14 protein-coding genes and 1 pseudogene are annotated in these 18,094 nt (G+C 45.4%); 13 read left to right on the forward strand and 2 right to left on the reverse strand.

Annotated features, from left to right (window positions below):
• Positions 1-3: 3 nt before the first annotated feature.
• From AAC853_RS08185 to sixA, 4 genes are all read left to right on the forward strand, one after another.
• Positions 4-300 carry a YfcZ/YiiS family protein gene (locus AAC853_RS08185; protein ID WP_338884998.1) on the forward strand — a complete coding sequence of 99 codons (297 nt, stop codon included), beginning with the start codon at positions 4-6 and terminating at the stop codon, positions 298-300.
• A 292-nt stretch (positions 301-592) separates the two neighbouring features.
• Entirely contained in the window at positions 593-1,903 is a 1,311-nt protein-coding gene (gene fadI / locus AAC853_RS08190; RefSeq protein WP_340614233.1) for an acetyl-CoA C-acyltransferase FadI, read from the forward strand.
• Positions 1,903-4,059 (forward strand): fatty acid oxidation complex subunit alpha FadJ, encoded by a 2,157-nt coding sequence (gene fadJ, locus AAC853_RS08195; RefSeq protein WP_340614234.1) that lies wholly within the window; start codon positions 1,903-1,905, stop codon positions 4,057-4,059. The genes fadI and fadJ overlap by 1 nt, the downstream gene beginning before the upstream one ends.
• A gap of 350 nt (positions 4,060-4,409) precedes the next feature.
• Positions 4,410-4,892, forward strand: a complete 483-nt coding sequence (sixA, locus tag AAC853_RS08200; protein ID WP_340614235.1) for a phosphohistidine phosphatase SixA — start codon at positions 4,410-4,412, stop codon at positions 4,890-4,892.
• Positions 4,893-5,099: 207 nt separating this feature from the next.
• Here the strand turns inward: sixA and smrB are convergent, their stop codons facing one another.
• A complete protein-coding gene (smrB, locus tag AAC853_RS08205) occupies positions 5,100-5,642 on the reverse strand; it encodes an endonuclease SmrB (protein WP_340614236.1) in 543 nt (180 codons plus the stop codon).
• A gap of 182 nt (positions 5,643-5,824) precedes the next feature.
• On the opposite strand from smrB, the gene hutI reads away from it, so the two are divergent.
• The 7 genes from hutI (at position 5,825) to prmB (ending at position 14,888) form a co-directional block, all read left to right on the forward strand.
• A complete protein-coding gene (gene hutI / locus AAC853_RS08210) occupies positions 5,825-7,093 on the forward strand; it encodes an imidazolonepropionase (RefSeq protein ID WP_340614237.1) in 1,269 nt (422 codons plus the stop codon).
• A gap of 19 nt (positions 7,094-7,112) precedes the next feature.
• Positions 7,113-8,072, forward strand: coding sequence for a formimidoylglutamase (gene hutG, locus AAC853_RS08215; protein WP_340614238.1), 960 nt, complete (start codon positions 7,113-7,115; stop codon positions 8,070-8,072).
• A gap of 36 nt (positions 8,073-8,108) precedes the next feature.
• Entirely contained in the window at positions 8,109-8,840 is a 732-nt protein-coding gene (gene hutC, locus AAC853_RS08220) for a histidine utilization repressor (protein WP_273558261.1), read from the forward strand.
• A gap of 303 nt (positions 8,841-9,143) precedes the next feature.
• Complete coding sequence (gene hutU / locus AAC853_RS08225) at positions 9,144-10,838, forward strand: urocanate hydratase (RefSeq protein WP_340614239.1); 1,695 nt, start codon at positions 9,144-9,146, stop codon at positions 10,836-10,838.
• A gap of 14 nt (positions 10,839-10,852) precedes the next feature.
• Entirely contained in the window at positions 10,853-12,385 is a 1,533-nt protein-coding gene (gene hutH / locus AAC853_RS08230) for a histidine ammonia-lyase (protein WP_340614240.1), read from the forward strand.
• 92 nt (positions 12,386-12,477) lie between these two features.
• A complete protein-coding gene (locus AAC853_RS08235; RefSeq protein ID WP_338885004.1) occupies positions 12,478-13,842 on the forward strand; it encodes an amino acid permease in 1,365 nt (454 codons plus the stop codon).
• Between the two features lie 110 nt (positions 13,843-13,952).
• Positions 13,953-14,888: a 50S ribosomal protein L3 N(5)-glutamine methyltransferase gene (prmB, locus tag AAC853_RS08240; protein ID WP_273558264.1), complete on the forward strand. Its 936-nt coding sequence runs from the start codon at positions 13,953-13,955 to the stop codon at positions 14,886-14,888.
• 265 nt (positions 14,889-15,153) lie between these two features.
• On the opposite strand, the pseudogene AAC853_RS08245 reads toward prmB, so the two are convergent.
• A pseudogene (locus AAC853_RS08245) lies at positions 15,154-16,373 on the reverse strand (RNA-guided endonuclease InsQ/TnpB family protein).
• 22 nt (positions 16,374-16,395) lie between these two features.
• Between AAC853_RS08245 and tnpA the strand changes: the two are divergent.
• Both tnpA and aroC read left to right on the forward strand, forming a co-directional pair.
• Positions 16,396-16,812, forward strand: coding sequence for an IS200/IS605 family transposase (gene tnpA / locus AAC853_RS08250; protein WP_340614159.1), 417 nt, complete (start codon positions 16,396-16,398; stop codon positions 16,810-16,812).
• Positions 16,813-16,962: 150 nt separating this feature from the next.
• Positions 16,963-18,054 (forward strand): chorismate synthase, encoded by a 1,092-nt coding sequence (aroC, locus tag AAC853_RS08255; RefSeq protein WP_273558265.1) that lies wholly within the window; start codon positions 16,963-16,965, stop codon positions 18,052-18,054.
• The last annotated feature ends 40 nt before the right edge of the window (positions 18,055-18,094 follow it).

Consider the following 18,094-nt stretch of genomic DNA (forward strand, 5'->3'; position numbering starts at 1 on the left):
TAAATGTCTGATGCGATTAAGCGCTGTAATGCCGAAGAAACGGCAGCTTGCTGCTGTGTTGATGTGGGAACCGTTATTGATAATGAAGACTGCACCGCTTCTTATCAGTGTATTTTTGCGAGTGAACAAGACGCAGAAATCATGCTTAATACGTTAATTAAGAAGGCAAAATCAGTGGAATCTGATCCCTGTGTTATACGCCATAGTATCGAAGCGGTTAACGGTGGGATGCAATTATCTGTGGACTTTACCTTTAGCTGCCAAGCGGAAGCCCTCATCTTTCAGTTAGGTTTGCGTTAATTCACTCTGAACAACGGTTTTCTCATTGTTTTGTCATGCCAAACAGTGAGAAAATCGCTTGTAATAGATTGTAAATCATTGCCCTTTCTTTGCACTCCTTTCGCTTATTCTTCATTTAAGTTGTATAAATTATAAATAGTTTAAAGTTGAGTTTGTTCTCATTTTTGGTTTATTCCTATTTGCTATTTTCCAACATTGCGTTAACAATGCATCATCAGGTCTGACCTCTTATGAGGTGAGTAAATATTTTTAATCAATCAATTGATTTAGTTAATAATAATTAGGAGTTGCTATGGGTCGTTCTTCAACAAAAGTGACATCGCAAAAGGAACGTGTTGCTATTGTCAGCGGGTTGCGCATTCCTTTTGCGAAACAGGCAACTTTCTACCACGGTATTCCGGCTGTTGACTTGGGAAAGGCTGTTGTAAGCGAGCTGGTCATTAGGAGCGGTTTGTCGCCTGAGAAGATCGACCAATTGGTTTTTGGGCAAGTTGTTCAAATGCCGGAAGCGCCAAATATTGCAAGGGAAATTGTTTTGGGGGCAGGCTTAAGTGTGAATACTGATGCCTATAGTGTTTCCCGTGCCTGTGCGACGAGTTTTCAGGCAATTGCAAACGTGGCTGAAAGTATTATGGCAGGCGTAGTCAATATAGGGATCGCGGGAGGTGCGGATTCCTCATCTGTTTTACCTATCGGAGTGACGAAGTCATTGGCGCGTACGTTAGTTGACATGAACAAAGCCAAAAGTCTCACCCAACGATTAAAATTGCTCAGTCGATTGAAATTACGTGATTTATTGCCTGTATCTCCTGCTGTTGCAGAGTATTCCACAGGGTTGAGAATGGGAGATACCGCTGAGCAGATGGCAAAAACGTATCATATCAGTCGCGAAGATCAGGATGCGCTTGCGCACCGCTCGCATGTACTGGCCGCCAAAGCCTGGGAGCAAGGGCTTTTGCAAGAGGAAATCATATCAGCCTATTTCCCGCCATACCGCAAGACATTGGCAGAAGATAACAATATCAGAAAAAACTCAACCTTAGCTTCTTATGCCAAATTGCGTCCGGCCTTTGATCGAAAACATGGCACAGTCACCGCGGCAAACAGCACACCACTGACGGACGGTGCCGCAGCAGTGATGTTAATGCGTGAATCCGTTGCCAAAGAGCTTGGTATGGTTCCATTGGGGTATTTACGTAGTTATGCATTTTCTGCCATTGATGTTTGGCAGGACATGTTACTGGGGCCGTCCTATGCAACCCCGTTGGCGCTTGAGCGTGCGGGTATCACTCTCAATGAATTGACCATTATCGACATGCATGAAGCATTTGCTGCCCAAACATTAACGAATTTAAAAATGTTTGCCAGTGAGAAATTTGCCCGTGAAAAGTTGGGACGTACTCAGGCAATTGGTGAAGTGGATATGGATAAATTCAATGTGTTAGGCGGCTCAATTGCTTATGGGCATCCCTTCGCGGCGACAGGCGCCAGAATGGTGACCCAAACGTTGAATGAATTGCGTCGCCGTGGGGGCGGTTTTGGGTTAACGACAGCTTGTGCCGCTGGTGGTTTAGGTGCAGCAATGGTATTGGAGGTAGAATAATGGCTCAGGCTGAAAAAGAAACGGTTATGTCAGCAACAATGCAACCGGAGCAATCGGTATTCCGTTTTTCTGTCAGGGACGACAAGGTGGGAATTATCACCATTGATGTCCCAGGAGAGAAAGTCAACACCCTGAAAGCTGAATTTGTCGAGCAGTTCCTGATCATGTTTGAAAAAGCGCAACAAGTTTCAGGCTTGAAAGGGTTGGTTATTGTGTCCGGCAAGCCGGATACTTTCATTGCTGGTGCGGATATTAGCATGATAGCTAACTGCCAAACCCAGGAAGAAGCGTCAGCATTAGCTGAAAAAGGTCAAAAACTGTTTGCGCAGATTGCCAATTATTCTTTGCCTGTTGTGGCAGCGATTCATGGTGTGTGCTTAGGTGGTGGTCTGGAGTTAGCATTGGCTTGCCATGCGCGTATCTGTTCTTTGGATGAAAAAACCCGTCTTGGTTTGCCAGAAGTTCAGCTTGGGTTATTGCCCGGCTCAGGTGGAACGCAGAGATTACCTCGCTTGATTGGTGTCAGTGCTGCTTTGGACATTATATTGACAGGCCGTCAACTCAAGGCAAAACAGGCGCTACGGTTGGGTGTTGTAGATGACGCAGTTCCTTTAGATATCTTGTTAGATGTTGCTGTGCAATATGTTAAAAAAGGCATCGTGAAACGTAAGCCATTGGCATGGTCGCAGCGTATGCTGGCAAGTGCGTTAGGCAGGCCGTTGTTATTCCAGATGGTTCATAAAAAAACGCGAGAAAAAACTCGCGGCCATTATCCCGCTCCAGAAAAAATCATCAATGTGATTCGTGCCGGTTTGGAAAAAGGCTCAGAGAAAGGCTTTCAGCTTGAAGCCAAGGCATTTGGTGAGCTGGCGATGACGCAAGAATCAGAAGCATTGCGGAGCCTGTTTTTTGCTTCTACCACGTTGAAGAATGAAACTGGCTCTTCAGAACAGCCCGCTGAAATCAGACAGGTGGGGATTTTGGGAGGCGGCCTGATGGGGGGCGGCATTGCCAATGTAACTGTGACGCGAGGAAATTTGCCTGCCCGCATTAAAGATATTAATGAAAAGGGTATTAATCAGGCTTTGAAATATACATGGGATCTCCTTTCTAAGCGGGTAAAACAGCGTCGTTTGAAATCAAGTGAGCGTTCTCGTCAGATGTCTCTATTGACAGGAACGACCGATTACAGTGGGTTTAAGCAAGCTGATATTGTTGTTGAAGCGGTATTTGAAGATTTAGTCTTAAAACGCAAAATGGTTACAGAGATTGAAGAGAATACAAAACCTGAAACCATTTTTGCGTCTAACACTTCTTCATTGCCAATCCATAAGATTGCTGAAGCTGCGACTCGGCCAGAGCAGGTGATCGGTCTTCACTATTTCAGTCCTGTAGATAAAATGCCGCTGGTGGAAGTTATTCCACATGAGGGAACAAGTGAAAAAACGATCGCAACTGCTGTAGCGTTAGCCAAGAAACAGGGAAAAACAGCGATTGTTGTTGGTGATAAAGCGGGTTTTTATGTAAACCGAATTCTGACACCTTACATTAATGAGGCGGGTTATTGTTTATTGGAAGGTGAGCCGATTGAACATATTGATAATGCTTTGCTGAATTTTGGTTTTCCTGTTGGCCCTATCAATCTACTGGATGAAGTTGGCATAGATGTGGGGACTAAAATCATCCCTATTTTAGTAGAAGAATTAGGCAGTCGATTTAAAGCACCAGAGATTTTATCTGCAATTTTGCAGGATGACCGAAAAGGCAAGAAGAATGGTCGCGGCTTCTATTTGTATACGGGCAGAAAAAAAGCCAAAGAAGTGGATGCTTCGATTTATTCCTTATTAAAGATCAAACCAGCGATAAAAATGTTGCCGGCTGACATTGCCCAGCGTTGTGTGATGCTCATGCTGAATGAAGCTGTGCGCTGTCTGGATGAGGGGATTATCAGAAGTCCGCGTGATGGTGATATTGGTGCTGTATTTGGCATCGGATTCCCGCCATTCCTGGGGGGACCATTCCGTTATATTGATAAGCTTGGCAGTGATAAAGTTGTAGAAATTTTACGTCGTCTGGAGGCGCAATATGGCGAAAGGTTTGCGCCCTGTGAGCGTTTAGTCCAGATGGCTGAACAGAAAAAGAAATTTCACGCATAACTTGAATTTTATTTAAATAACCCGATCGGCTCTTTTAATTAAGAGTCGATTTTTTATGGCAATTAAATCCTTATTCGTATTTTTTATCTAAAAATAGTCCACGAAATAACAAGAGATATATCGATTTTTTTTAGCCATTTTATTTACCTTTTTTTTAGGGCAGAATGCGGATTGGCCCTAACTGAAACGTTTTTATATCCTTCGGAAATCCATAGGGCATATATCAAATATTAGCTTGATAATTGCTTTTGAGCTTACGTTTTAATGCCGTATAACCAATGGCTTATCTCAAGAAATACGAGTGTATAGGGTATTTTGAGATCGGTTTGCAATTAACTAAACGGTGGATTATGTACGTTTTTATTATGCGTCACGGTGATGCTGCTTTGGATGCAATCAGTGATGCAGCCCGGGAGCTGACACCTAGAGGGTGGCAAGAATCACAGAAGATGGCAGATTGGCTTTCACAACAAACGCCTGATATTGATTGTATTTTGGTCAGTCCTTATATTCGTGCAGGACAAACATTAAAGGCGGTGCGAGAAAACCTGGCGCTTCCTGATAATGAAGAGTTATTGGCTGAGTTAACGCCATCGGGTGATGTTGCGTTGGTTGCCAGCTACTTACACGTCTTGTCAACACAAGGGCACAAATCTGTATTGGTGGTTTCCCATTTACCGTTAGTCGGTTATTTGGTTTCTGAGCTTTGTCCTGGGCAAACGCCGCCGATGTTTGCTACATCCAGCGTTGCTTGTGTCGAACTGGATCACCAAACAGAAAAAGGGTGTCTGTTATGGCAAACATCTCCTGCACAATTAGCGGAGAAATCCTGACCAACTACTTAACCATTAGACAATTTAATTAAATATACCAATCTAACTTCAAGATGCGTGTGATTTCTCCTCGCTTCGCGGGGAGAAATCAGGTTTCATAGCGTGTTGTAAATTGCAACTTGTAAATCAATGTGATTGTCTATATCTCCCCGCGTAGCGGAAGATATAAGACGCATCTTGAAAGGCGATTGGTATATAAAGACCAAATTAGCGCTGCGTAAACTCATCCATCTCTACCAAAATGAGTAACGCAGCGTTCCCTCCCCACGCTTTGGGTGCTTGATGGAAGGCAATAATATCAGGATGTTGGGCAAGCCATAACGGGGCTTGTTGTTTGAGAATATGTTTACCGTGTCCATGCATAACACAGGCACAATAGACGTGTTCGCGACGACAGGCAGCGATTAATGCCCCAATTTCTTGTTTGGCCTGCAACTGAGTTAGCCCATGTAAATCCAGAAAAAGTTCAGGGGAATAATCTCCCCGCCGCAATTTCTTTAATTCATAATGGCTGGCGTCTTCCCGAATGTAACGAGTCGGGCCTTCCATTTCCAAATTTGGCTGGAATTCATCGGAAAAATAGTAACTGGCATCAGCTTGCTCCTGCATCAAACGTTCAGGGGCAACAGCGTTAATTTTTTTTCTTTTCGGGGGATGGGAAACCGTATCTTGTGCAATACGACGGGTTCCTGTAACAGACGTTCTGAATAGACTGATGTCTTCTGAGTTTAGTTGATATTTCTTCTTCATTACACATTCATTTACTCACTGCTTTTGGCAAGTGTACATGATTTTTTGTGATTTTTCCTGACAGTTATCATTTTAAGTAACAAATTGTTCACAAAATGATTTGACAATTATGTTTGGTTATAAAATAAATGTATATACAACATGAGTTCTGATACAAACAAGAAAGATAACAGGATAGTACAATGTCGATTGAACTGAGAGACACTGATGTCATATGGCGCAATGCCAAACTTGCTACGATGGATCCTGCAATTAAGAACGTTGATGGTGAAAGTCATTACGGCATGTTAGAACAGCATGACCTTATTGTGCGGGATGAAAAAATCTTAGCGATATTACCGACAGATAGCGTACCAGCCAACCAATGTAAGGTCATTGACGCAGAGCAGCGTTTAATTACACCTGGCTTAATCGATTGCCACACTCACTTAGTTTTTGGTGGCAATAGAGCCTCTGAGTGGGAACAGCGCTTGAATGGGGTTTCTTATGAAGAAATTAGTGCTAAAGGGGGAGGGATCAATTCTACCGTTAATGCCACCCGTAACAGTTCCGCTCAACAGTTAGAAAGCGTATCCCAGAAACGTCTCAATGCATTGATGGCTGAAGGGGTGACAACAGTTGAGATGAAATCAGGTTATGGGCTAGATCTGATAAATGAAGAAAAACAGTTAAAGGTTGTGCGGGCATTGTCACAGAAAAATCCTATCGAAATTAGCCCGACATTACTTTCTGCCCATGCCGTCCCACCTGAATATAAACATGATCCTGATGCCTATATTGATTTAGTTTGTGACTCCATCTTGCCTACCCTCTGGCAAAAACAGTTATTTGAAGCTGTAGATGTATTTTGTGAAACCGTTGGTTTCACTTTAAATCAGACTAAACGCCTTTTTGCAACAGCAAAACGTTTGAATATTCCCGTAAAAGGTCATGTTGAGCAACTTTCCAATTTAGGAGGCAGTGAGCTGGTTGCTGAATATCAGGGTTTATCCGTTGATCATATTGAGCATTTGGATGAAAAGGGTATTGGGGCTATCAGCCGTAGTGGAACAGTGGCCGTATTACTGCCGGGGGCATTTTACTTCCTGCGAGAAACTCAACGTCCACCCATTGCATTATTGCGCCAATACGGTGTTCCAATGGCTATTTCAACCGATTTTAATCCTGGTACGAGTCCTTTTGCTTCCTTGCGCCTGATTATGAATATGGCTTGCGTACAATTTGGTTTGACGCCAGAAGAAGCTTGGCAAGGCGTGACTATTCATGCAGCTCAGGCACTGGGACGAGCGGGTAGTCACGGTCAATTAGCCGCAGGTTTTACGGCAGACTTTATTGTTTGGGATGCCCGAAACCCCGTTGATATTTTATACGAACTGGGACATAACCCGTTGGTTTATCGTATTTATCATGGCGAAATTACGCATCGTAATGATTTAAATGGCTTTAATTAATGGTGGTGAGGGAAAAAATATGAATTTATGGCATCCAACATCCGAAAACATTTGGCAAGGGCGCAATGATCTTGCTGAAGCCAATAACGCGTTACGGTTATTCCAGACAATAAAACAGCCAGCCAGTTTCTCTCCAGCCGAATTTCCTCACCACATTGCGCTATTGGGATTTGAATGTGATGAAGGTGTTAAATTGAATCAGGGCCGTCCAGGAGCGAAATTGGGACCAGAATATTTGCGCCAATCGTTGGCAAACCTGGCGAGTTATGACGGTCACGATAGATTGGTGGATTTGGGGAATATTCGTGCTAATTCTGGTGAATTGAGTGAAGCACAGCAGGTACTCAGTGATGCTGTCTATGAATGCCAGCAGAATAATATGAAAACGCTGATTTTTGGTGGTGGGCATGAAACGGCTTTTGCTCATGGGATGGGAATTTACCGTGCGTTTTCAGAGCAGCGTGTCGGTATCATCAATTTTGATGCCCACTTGGATCTGAGAAATTCGCCGCAGCCTACATCAGGAACCCCATTTCGGCAACTTGCGCATTACTGCCAACAACACCAGCGCCCATTTAATTACAGTTGTGTTGGCGCCAGCTTGGCATCAAATACCCAGGCATTACTGGATGAAGCTAACCATCTTGATGTCACCATTATTTGGGATACCCACTGCGTTGAATCCATGTTGGATAGGGTACAGCAGCAATTACAAGATATAATTAATCAGGTTGATATCATTTATATGACTATCGACTTGGATGTGCTGCCAATTTGGCAAATGCCGGCCGTTTCTGCGCCTGCGGCATTAGGTGTTCCGCTAGAGCGTTTATTGCCATTGGTTCAACTCATCTGTCAGAGCAAAAAATTGCAAGCCGTAGATTTAGTTGAGCTTAACCCTTTATATGATATCCAGGGAATGGGGGGGAAAGCGGCGGCTCGCCTTGCATGGCAGTTGGTGCATTGGTGGAATAAATAGGTTGGTGAACGAATAAAAAGCGAGAAGGAAGGGACAGTGACAGACGATTTACCAGATACATATGCCAAACCAGTGCCTTTGTATGCAAGAGTCAAACAAGTGATTATTGAAAAGATTTATACGGGGGAGTGGAAACCGTATGATCGGATCCCTTCGGAAGCGGAATTGGTCAGGCAATTTAACTGTAGTCGTATGACGGCTAACCGGGCATTGAGGGAGCTAACAGCAGAAGGTTTTCTATTCCGTTTGCAAGGTGTGGGTTCGTTTGTCTCTGAGCCGAAAGGACAATCGGCGTTATTTGAAATTCATAGTATTGCCGATGAAATTGCTTCTCGCTCTAACCGGCATAGTTGCAAGGTGCTGAAACTTGCTGAAGTGAAGGCTAACATGACGCAGGCTGCGGAATTCAGTATTGCAGTAGGTGCGCCGCTCTACCATTCCATCATTGTACATTATGAAAATGATGTCCCTGTGCAGATTGAAGATCGCTTTGTCAATGTTCAGGCGGCACCAGAGTATTTGCGGCAAGATTTTCGTCAGCAAACGGCCCATGATTATTTATCCCAGGTAGCGCCATTGACCGAAGGGGAGCATATCGTCGAAGCCGTGGCGGGAGATGCCCTCTCTTGTCGGTTATTACAAATTGAGGCAAATACGCCTTGTTTGTTAATCAGCCGGCGAACCTGGTCGAAAGAATTTATTGTTTCCAGTGCCAGGTTATTGTTTCCTGGGTATCGATATAAATTGAAAGGGCGTTTTAGTTCATAGTTCTCCTATATGGAGCTACAAAAAGTTAAGCGGCAAAAAACCTCTTTTTCCGTTGAGTCGAAGAGGTTTTTTATTCATCGTTGTAACAATAATGTAAAATCAATGTGATGTTAAACACAAAACCAGCAAAAATATCCCCCTGTTTATCACGAAATAAATCAATATCATCTTTTTGATTTTAATTAAAAAAATATTTTTACCGCATTATTAACTTTATCTCTATCACATTTTTGCCTATTGAATGTACATGTATATACAACTATACAATTAACAAAATTCACAACGATGAGATAGGAAAAAACCGTGACGACGCAAAATAATAAATTCAGCAACGTAACCATTCGTGCTCCCAGAGGGACACAACTCACAGCAAAAAGTTGGCTAACCGAAGCACCACTTCGTATGCTCATGAATAACCTTGATCCCGACGTGGCGGAAAATCCCTGTGAATTGGTGGTGTATGGTGGCATTGGTCGTGCAGCCAGAAACTGGGAATGCTATGAAAAAATCGTTGAAACCTTAAAGGGTCTGGAAAATGACGAAACCCTGTTGGTGCAATCAGGCAAGCCTGTGGGGGTGTTTAAAACACATGAAAATGCCCCGCGTGTATTAATTGCCAACTCGAACTTGGTGCCACACTGGGCGACATGGGAACATTTTAACGAACTGGATGCCAAAGGGCTGGCTATGTATGGCCAGATGACCGCCGGTAGTTGGATTTACATTGGAAGCCAGGGCATTGTTCAGGGAACTTACGAAACTTTTGTCGAAGCAGGCCGCCAACACTACAACGGCAATTTGACCGGACGTTGGATACTGACAGCGGGTTTGGGGGGAATGGGCGGAGCACAGCCACTGGCTGCGACATTGGCCGGTGCCTCTTCATTAACCATAGAGTGCCAACAAAGCCGCATTGACTTTCGTCTGCGTACTAAATATGTGGATGAACAGGCCGTTGATCTGGATGATGCTTTGGCGCGTATTGAACGTTATACCCAGGAAGGTAAAGCAATTTCGATAGCATTGTGTGGTAATGCTTCAGAGATTTTACCTGAGCTGGTACGCCGTGGTGTGCATCCTGATATGGTGACAGACCAAACCAGCTCCCATGATCCATTACATGGTTACTTACCGGCTGGCTGGACATGGGAAGCATATTGCCGCCGTGCCGAAAGTGAGCCAGAAGTGGTGATCCAAGCGGCAAAAGCGTCAATGGCCGCACATGTTGAAGCTATGCTGGCTTTCCAGAAACAGGGTATACCTACTTTTGATTATGGCAATAATATCCGCCAAATGGCGAAAGAGGTAGGTGTTGAGCACGCCTTTGATTTTCCTGGATTTGTTCCCGCTTACATTCGTCCTCTGTTCTGTCGCGGTATCGGACCTTTCCGTTGGGCGGCGCTTTCCGGTGATCCTGAAGATATTTATAAAACTGATGCCAAGGTAAAAGCGTTGCTGCCGAATGATGACCATTTACACCGTTGGTTAGATATGGCAAGAGAGCGCATCAGTTTCCAGGGCTTGCCTGCACGCATCTGTTGGGTGGGATTGGGCGATCGCGCCAAATTAGGATTAGCATTCAATGAAATGGTTCGCCGTGGGGAACTTTCCGCCCCAATCGTGATTGGCCGTGATCATTTGGATTCTGGCTCTGTCGCCAGCCCTAATCGTGAAACTGAATCCATGCAAGATGGTTCCGACGCTGTTTCTGACTGGCCATTGCTGAATGCCTTATTGAATACGGCCAGTGGTGCGACGTGGGTTTCCTTGCATCATGGTGGGGGCGTTGGTATGGGATTCTCTCAACATTCCGGCATGGTCATTGTTTGTGATGGAACGGATGAAGCGGCTGAACGCATTGCCCGTGTATTACACAATGATCCGGCAACGGGAGTTATGCGTCATGCTGATGCGGGCTATGAATTGGCTATCCAGTGTGCGAAAGAGCAAGGGCTAAACTTGCCAATGTTAAACCTGCCAGTGGCTGATGCGAAATAAGGAGCGTTGTTAGAATGAAAAATATCACTATTCATCCGGGAAAAATGACACTTGAAGAATTACGTCATGTTTATCAGCATCCTATTCACATTAGTTTGGACGAACAATGCTTTCCTGCCATTGAGAGCAGTGTTGCTTGCGTGAACCGCATTATCAGTGAAAATAAAACGGCTTATGGTATCAATACCGGTTTTGGTTTGCTGGCGAATACCCGTATTGCAGAACAAGATTTGGAAGAATTGCAGCGTTCTATTGTGTTGTCACATGCGGCGGGTGTGGGGGAGCCTCTGCCGGATGAAATTGTCCGATTGATTATGGTGTTGAAAATCAATAGCCTTGCCCGTGGTTATTCCGGCATTCGTCTAGACGTGATCCAGGGATTGGTTGCCCTGGTCAACGCTGAAGTTTATCCCTGTATTCCAAGTAAAGGTTCAGTAGGGGCTTCGGGTGACTTAGCACCATTAGCGCATATGAGCTTGTTATTGTTGGGAGAAGGGAAAGCCCATTATCGTGGCGAATGGCTGCCGGCAAAAGTAGCACTGGAAAAAGCGGGACTTGAGCCGATGTGTCTTGTCGCCAAAGAAGGATTGGCACTGCTCAATGGTACACAATCTTCTACCGCCTTCGCCTTAAAAGGACTATTTGCTGCCGAAGATTTACTCGCATCAGCGATTGTTTGTGGCGCCATGTCTGTTGAAGCCGCTCTTGGCTCCCGTAAACCCTTTGATGCTCGTATCCATGAAGTCCGTGGGCAGAAAGGCCAGATTGATGTGGCAGCCCTTTACCGTTTGGCATTGGGAGAACAAAGTGAGATTTGTGAATCCCATAAAAACTGCCCGAAAGTTCAGGATCCTTATTCATTACGCTGCCAGCCTCAAGTGATGGGCGCTTGTTTAGCCCAAATCCGCCATGCGGCTGATGTCATTATGGTTGAAGCCAATGCCGTCTCTGATAATCCGCTGGTCTTTACTGAAGAAGATGAGGTGATTTCTGGGGGGAATTTCCACGCTGAACCGGTCGCGATGGCATCGGATAATCTGGCTATTGCTCTGGCAGAAATAGGTTCATTGTCAGAACGCCGCATTGCCTTGTTGATGGACAGCAATATGTCCCAGTTGCCGCCATTCTTAGTTGAAAACAGCGGTGTTAACTCCGGTTTCATGATTGCACAGGTGACTGCGGCTGCGCTGGCAAGTGAGAACAAGGCGCTGGCGCATCCTTCCAGTGTTGATAGTTTGCCAACCTCTGCCAATCAGGAAGATCACGTTTCAATGGCACCCGCCGCGGGGCGTCGTTTATGGGAGATGGCAGATAATGTGCGAGGGATCTTAGCGATTGAATGGCTGACGGCTTGCCAGGGCATGGATTTTCGTCATGGCTTGACGAGTAGTCCGATATTGGAAAAAGCCCGCCATATTCTCCGCAATAAAGTTGCACATTATGATAAAGATCGCTTTTTCGCCCCGGATATTGATGCAGCAATTCAGTTGCTGGCTGAACAGCAACTTTCTGCCTTGTTGCCTGCTGGGAATATCTTAGAAAACTAAGTACAGACTCACCGTCTTAGGCCGGATAAGCTCCGGCCTTATCGTAGTATTTATCTCTTCCAATCTAATAATAAAAGACATAAGGATAAATCATGCAAAACATTTCACAACTCAAGCGAGGATTAAGTGTTCGCCACATTCGGTTTATGGCACTGGGTTCGGCAATTGGCACCGGTCTTTTCTATGGTTCAGCGGGAGCCATCAAAGCCGCAGGACCTGCGGTATTGCTAGCTTACGCCATTGGCGGTGCAGCTGTATTTATGGTCATGCGGGCATTAGGGGAAATGGCGGTACATCGCTCCGCGCCAGGCTCTTTCTCTTATTATGCCACCCAGTATTTAGGGCCATTGGCGGGTTTTCTGACCGGATGGACTTACGTTTTTGAAATGCTGGTTGTTTGCCTTGCTGACGTCACTGCATTTGGCATCTATATGAAGCTCTGGTTTCCCCATGTTGACCAGTGGATTTGGGTACTTGGCATAGTCTTTTTTATTGGTGCAATCAACCTATGCAATGTGAAGGTATTTGGTGAAATGGAATTTTGGCTGTCCATCATCAAGGTTGTTGCGATTATCGCCATGATTGTCGGCGGTTTTGCCATCATGATGTATGGGTTTGGTCAGGAAGCTGAGCATGTCACCGGCCTGTCGAATTTATGGGAACATGGTGGATTTATGCCAAACGGCATAGCGGGAGTGATTGCCTCGTTTACGGTTGTGATGTTTGCCTTTGGTGGCATCGAGGTTATTGGTATCACTGCCAGTGAAGCTAAAAATCCAGAAAAATCTATCCCACGTGCAATCAATGCGGTCCCATTCCGTATCTTATTGTTCTATGTCCTTACGCTGTTTGTTTTGATGTGCATTTATCCGTGGAACCAAGTGGGGCAAAATGGTAGCCCGTTTGTCCAAATCTTCTCCAGCTTGGGAATTGATTCCGCAGCCAATATTTTAAATATTGTCGTCATTACTGCCGCAATTTCCGCGATCAACAGTGATATTTTTGGTGCCGGACGGATGATGTATGGCATGGCGCAAGAAAAACAGGCTCCAGCCTCGTTTACCCAACTGACTAAAAATGGAGTACCGTGGGTGACGGTGCTGGCAATGTCAGGAGTTTTGTTGGTGGGCGTCCTCTTGAATTACTTGTTGCCGGAAAAAGTTTTCGTCATTATTGCTTCCATCGCAACATTTGCAACTGTGTGGGTATGGCTGATGATTCTGCTGTCACAATATATCATGCGCCGGAAGATGCCCGCAGAAGAGGCCAGACAGCTTAAATTCCCTGTTCCCTTCTGGCCTGTTGCGCCAACGTTGGCTATTGCGTTTATGGGATTTGTTATTGCGGTATTAGGTTATTTCCCAAATACTCGGATTGCATTATACGTAGGGATAGTATGGATAGTATTATTGACTATTAGCTATTATTTATGGGTGAAAAAACCAAGTCATGGCTAACCCTCCTATATCACCCTAAAATAACGCTGTGTTAAGAAAGCTGATTTGTGTTCTGGATCATGGCAAACTAGCGAGCTGATATATCTTTCTTTGTTGTTTGGAGGTGTTTTTTGGATAAGATCGTAGCCGATGAGGCTGTTGCAGAACTGCGTACCATTTTAGATATGTTGCGTTGGTCTACTAGCCGTTTTAGCGAATCGGGTATCTATTGTGGACATACGGCATGTAATCCGTGGGATGAAGCTTTGCAGTTAGTTCTCCCTTCATTGCGTTTGCCTATGGATGTCCCTGATTCAATGCTGGCTTCACGCCTGACATCAACAGAGCGTCAACGCATCGTGGAACTTGTCTTGCGTCGTATTAATGAACGTGTTCCTGTTGCTTATTTGATAAATCGAGCTTGGTTCTGTGGTCATGAATTCTATGTCGATGAGCGTGTTTTGATTCCACGTTCACTGATTAGAGATGTGATTGAAGAGCATTTTGAAGGGCTTATCTCACGTCAGCCATCGACAATTTTGGATCTTTGTACCGGAAGTGGGTGTATTGCAATCGCTTGTGCCCATGCCTTCCCAGAAGCCGAAGTTGATGCTGTTGATATTTCTCCTGATGCTTTGGAAGTGGCAGAAATAAATATAGAGAATCATAAACTTTCTCATCGTGTAATCCCGATCCGTTCAGATCTATTTCATGATATACCACCGGTGAAATACGACATCATTGTCACTAATCCTCCTTATGTCGATGAAGAAGATATGAGTGATTTTCCTCAGGAATACGATCATGAACCTACATTAGCCATGGCTGCAGGTATTGATGGGTTGGATTTGGTTCGTCGTATTCTGGCAACTGCCCCGGATTTCCTTTCAGAAGAGGGAATCGTGGTATGTGAAGTAGGTAACAGTATGGTTCACCTGATTGAGCAATACCCTGAAGTACCCTTCAAATGGCTGACATTCAAACATGATTATGGTGACGGTGTTTTCGTGCTGACTCGCCAGCAGCTTGTTGAATATCAGGAATATTTCCAGCCATTCAAAGACTGATATTTTCTCATTCATCCAGTGGTTAAAACGGCTATTTCATATAAATTGTATCAATATCCCGTGGATTTCGGGTCATAGCTAGCAATATTGTTGCTCGAAAGATTAAGGATATACCAATCTAACTTTAAGATGCGTGTGATATCTCCCCGTTTCGCGGGGAGATATCAGGTTTCATAGCATGTTGTAAATTGCAACTTGAAGTTTAATGCGTATAAAAGGCAATTGACATCCTCCCCGCCCTAAAGGACGGGGATTCCTACAGCGTTCAGACCGAAGCCTGACTCACCTCGGTGGGTTCCTGCTTCAACGGGCGGTCTGACTGCACCATCCCTCCACAGGCAAGCACGGCATGTCCTGCCGCTAAAATATTACGTGCGGCGTTTACATCCGCGTTCGCGGTGTAGCCGCATACCTGACACACGAATTGACTTTGCGTCTGACGGTTTTCTTTCGCCGTATGACCACAGCAGGCACACCGCTGGCTGGTGTATGCCGGAGGTATCGCCACTACCTGACCACCGCGCCAGAGCTGCTTGTACTCAAGCTGACGGCGCATTTCATGCCAGCCTTGATCCCGTATCGAGCGGTTCAAGCCTGATTTGCCTTTGACGTTTCTTCCGTGCTTCTCTGCCGTGCCTTTTGCCGATTTCGACATGTTACTGACCTTCAAGTCTTCAATGACGATCATCGCGTGGTTTTTGCTGATTTCACTGGTGACTTTGTGAAGGTAGTCGCGCCGGATATTGGCAATGTGTGAGTGCAAGCACTGGATTTTCCGTTTTTGTTTCTGCCAGTTTGCGCTGAATTTTACTTTGCGACTCAACTGCCGCTGGAGTGTTGCCAGCTTACGTTGGTTTGCTTTGAAGCTGCTTACTGGCTGATATACCGTGCCATCTGAAAGCGTGGCAAGTTTTGTTACTCCGGCATCCAGTCCGACCATTGATTCTGCATTGATTCTGCATTGTGAGCAGGGTCAGTCACTTCGTATTCAGTCTGGATACTGACGTACCATTTGCCGCATGACTGGCTGACCGTGACGTTTTTCACTTCGCCAATGACTTCACGGCTGTTGCGATAGCGTATCCACCCTAACTTTGGCAACGAGATTCGACTGTTGGGCTGATCGAGCTTCACGCCCTGCGGGTAGCGGAATGAGTCATGTTGACCACGTTTTTTGAAGCGGGGGAATGCAGCCCGCTTCTGGAAGAAATTTTTGTAGCCGCGCTCCAGATCTTTCAGTGACTGCTGCAACGGTTGCGAGGGAGATTCTTTCAGCCATTGTGTTTCAGGTACGGATTTCCACTCAATCAACCATGAAGCCATTTTGGTGTAGGGGAGATATTTATTCCCTGCTGCATGGTTCTCATTCTGGAGTGCCAGTGCACGGTTAAAAACGAAGCGACAAGCCCCTGCGAAGCGTCGCATATCGCGCTCCTGCTGACCATTTGGTCTTAACTGGAATTTGAAGGCTTGAAGTCGTATCATGACTATCATTATACTTTGGTCTATGACAAAAGAAACTGATATTCGACGCGGAAGACACGGTGTTTTCCTGATGCACGTCCACTTGGTATTCGTCGCCAAGTATCGACGAAAGATATTCGATCTTGATGCCATCGAAAAGCTACGCAGCTACTTTAGCAGCGTATGTGCTGATTTTGGTGTTGAACTGGTTGAAATGGACGGCGAATACGACCACGTGCATTTGCTGATCAACTCCCCGCCAAAGCTCGCAGTATCGAATCTGGTCAACAGTCTTAAAGGCGTTTCCAGCAGGCTGCTTCGGCGTGACCGTCCAGATATTGCTCTACGCTATTACTACAAAGGCGTTCTGTGGACACCGAGCTATTTTGCAAGTAGTTGCGGAGGTGCGCCGATCTCGATCATCCGGCAATACATCGAGCAGCAGAAAACACCAGGTTAGTCGGAAAACTGCGCCTGATATCCCCGCCCTGAAGGACGGGGTTTTACGGCGCACCTGATAAAATTACTGAAATAAGATAGGTTTTAATCATTGGGTGAGTTATTGTTATTCACTCTTTTTAAATGCACAGAGAATAATGGCAGGCTAGGAATGGCAGGAAATAGTATTGGGCAGTTTTTTCGTGTCACCACGTTTGGTGAATCTCACGGGATCGCACTGGGATGTATTGTCGATGGTGTTCCACCGGGTATTGCTATTACAGAAGCTGACTTACAAATCGATTTAGACAGGCGTCGTCCGGGAACTTCCCGTTATACGACACAGCGTCGTGAACCCGATCAGGTTCGTATTCTTTCTGGCGTTTTTAACGGCGTAACAACAGGTACTAGCATTGGCCTGATGATTGAAAACACCGATCAGCGTTCACAAGATTACAGTGCGATTAAAGATGTTTTCCGCCCAGGTCATGCTGACTATACCTACGAACAGAAATATGGGATGCGAGATTACCGTGGTGGCGGGCGTTCATCTGCCCGTGAAACTGCCATGCGCGTTGCAGCAGGGGCAATAGCTAAAAAATATCTATTCGAAAAACACGGTATTCTTATTCGTGCTTGCCTGACTCAGATGGGCGATATTCATTGTGAACTGAAAGATTGGGATCTGGTTGAACAGAATCCTTTTTTCTGCCCGGATGCAAGTAAGTTGACGCAGCTTGATGAATTACTCCGGACATTGAAAAAAGAAGGAGATTCCATTGGTGCGAAAGTCAGTGTGGTTGCCGAAAACGTTCCTGCGGGATTAGGGGAACCGGTTTTTGACCGTTTGGATGCAGACATTGCCCATGCTTTGATGAGCATTAACGCGGTCAAAGGTGTTGAAATTGGTGATGGTTTCGGTGTTATCAATTTACGTGGCAGCGAAAACCGCGATGAAATGACGACGCAGGGGTTTACCAGTAACCATGCTGGCGGCATTTTAGGCGGAATTAGTAGTAGTCAGCCAATTATTGCGCATATTGCCTTGAAACCGACATCCAGCATTATGGTGCCTGGCAGAACTATCACTCGTCAGGGAGAAGAAGTGGATATGGTGACTCGCGGCCGCCACGATCCTTGTGTTGGTATTCGTGCCGTACCTATCGCAGAAGCCATGATGGCGATTGTGCTGATGGATCACTTACTGCGCCAGCGGGCACAGTGTGCTGATGTGAACGTTGGTAGGCTGGGAAGAGGCTTTTGATACCTGCTTCGGTTGATGCTGAAAGGTATCATGGGAATAA

Source organism: Xenorhabdus thailandensis, assembly GCF_037996785.1.
GTDB lineage: Bacteria > Pseudomonadota > Gammaproteobacteria > Enterobacterales > Enterobacteriaceae > Xenorhabdus > Xenorhabdus griffiniae.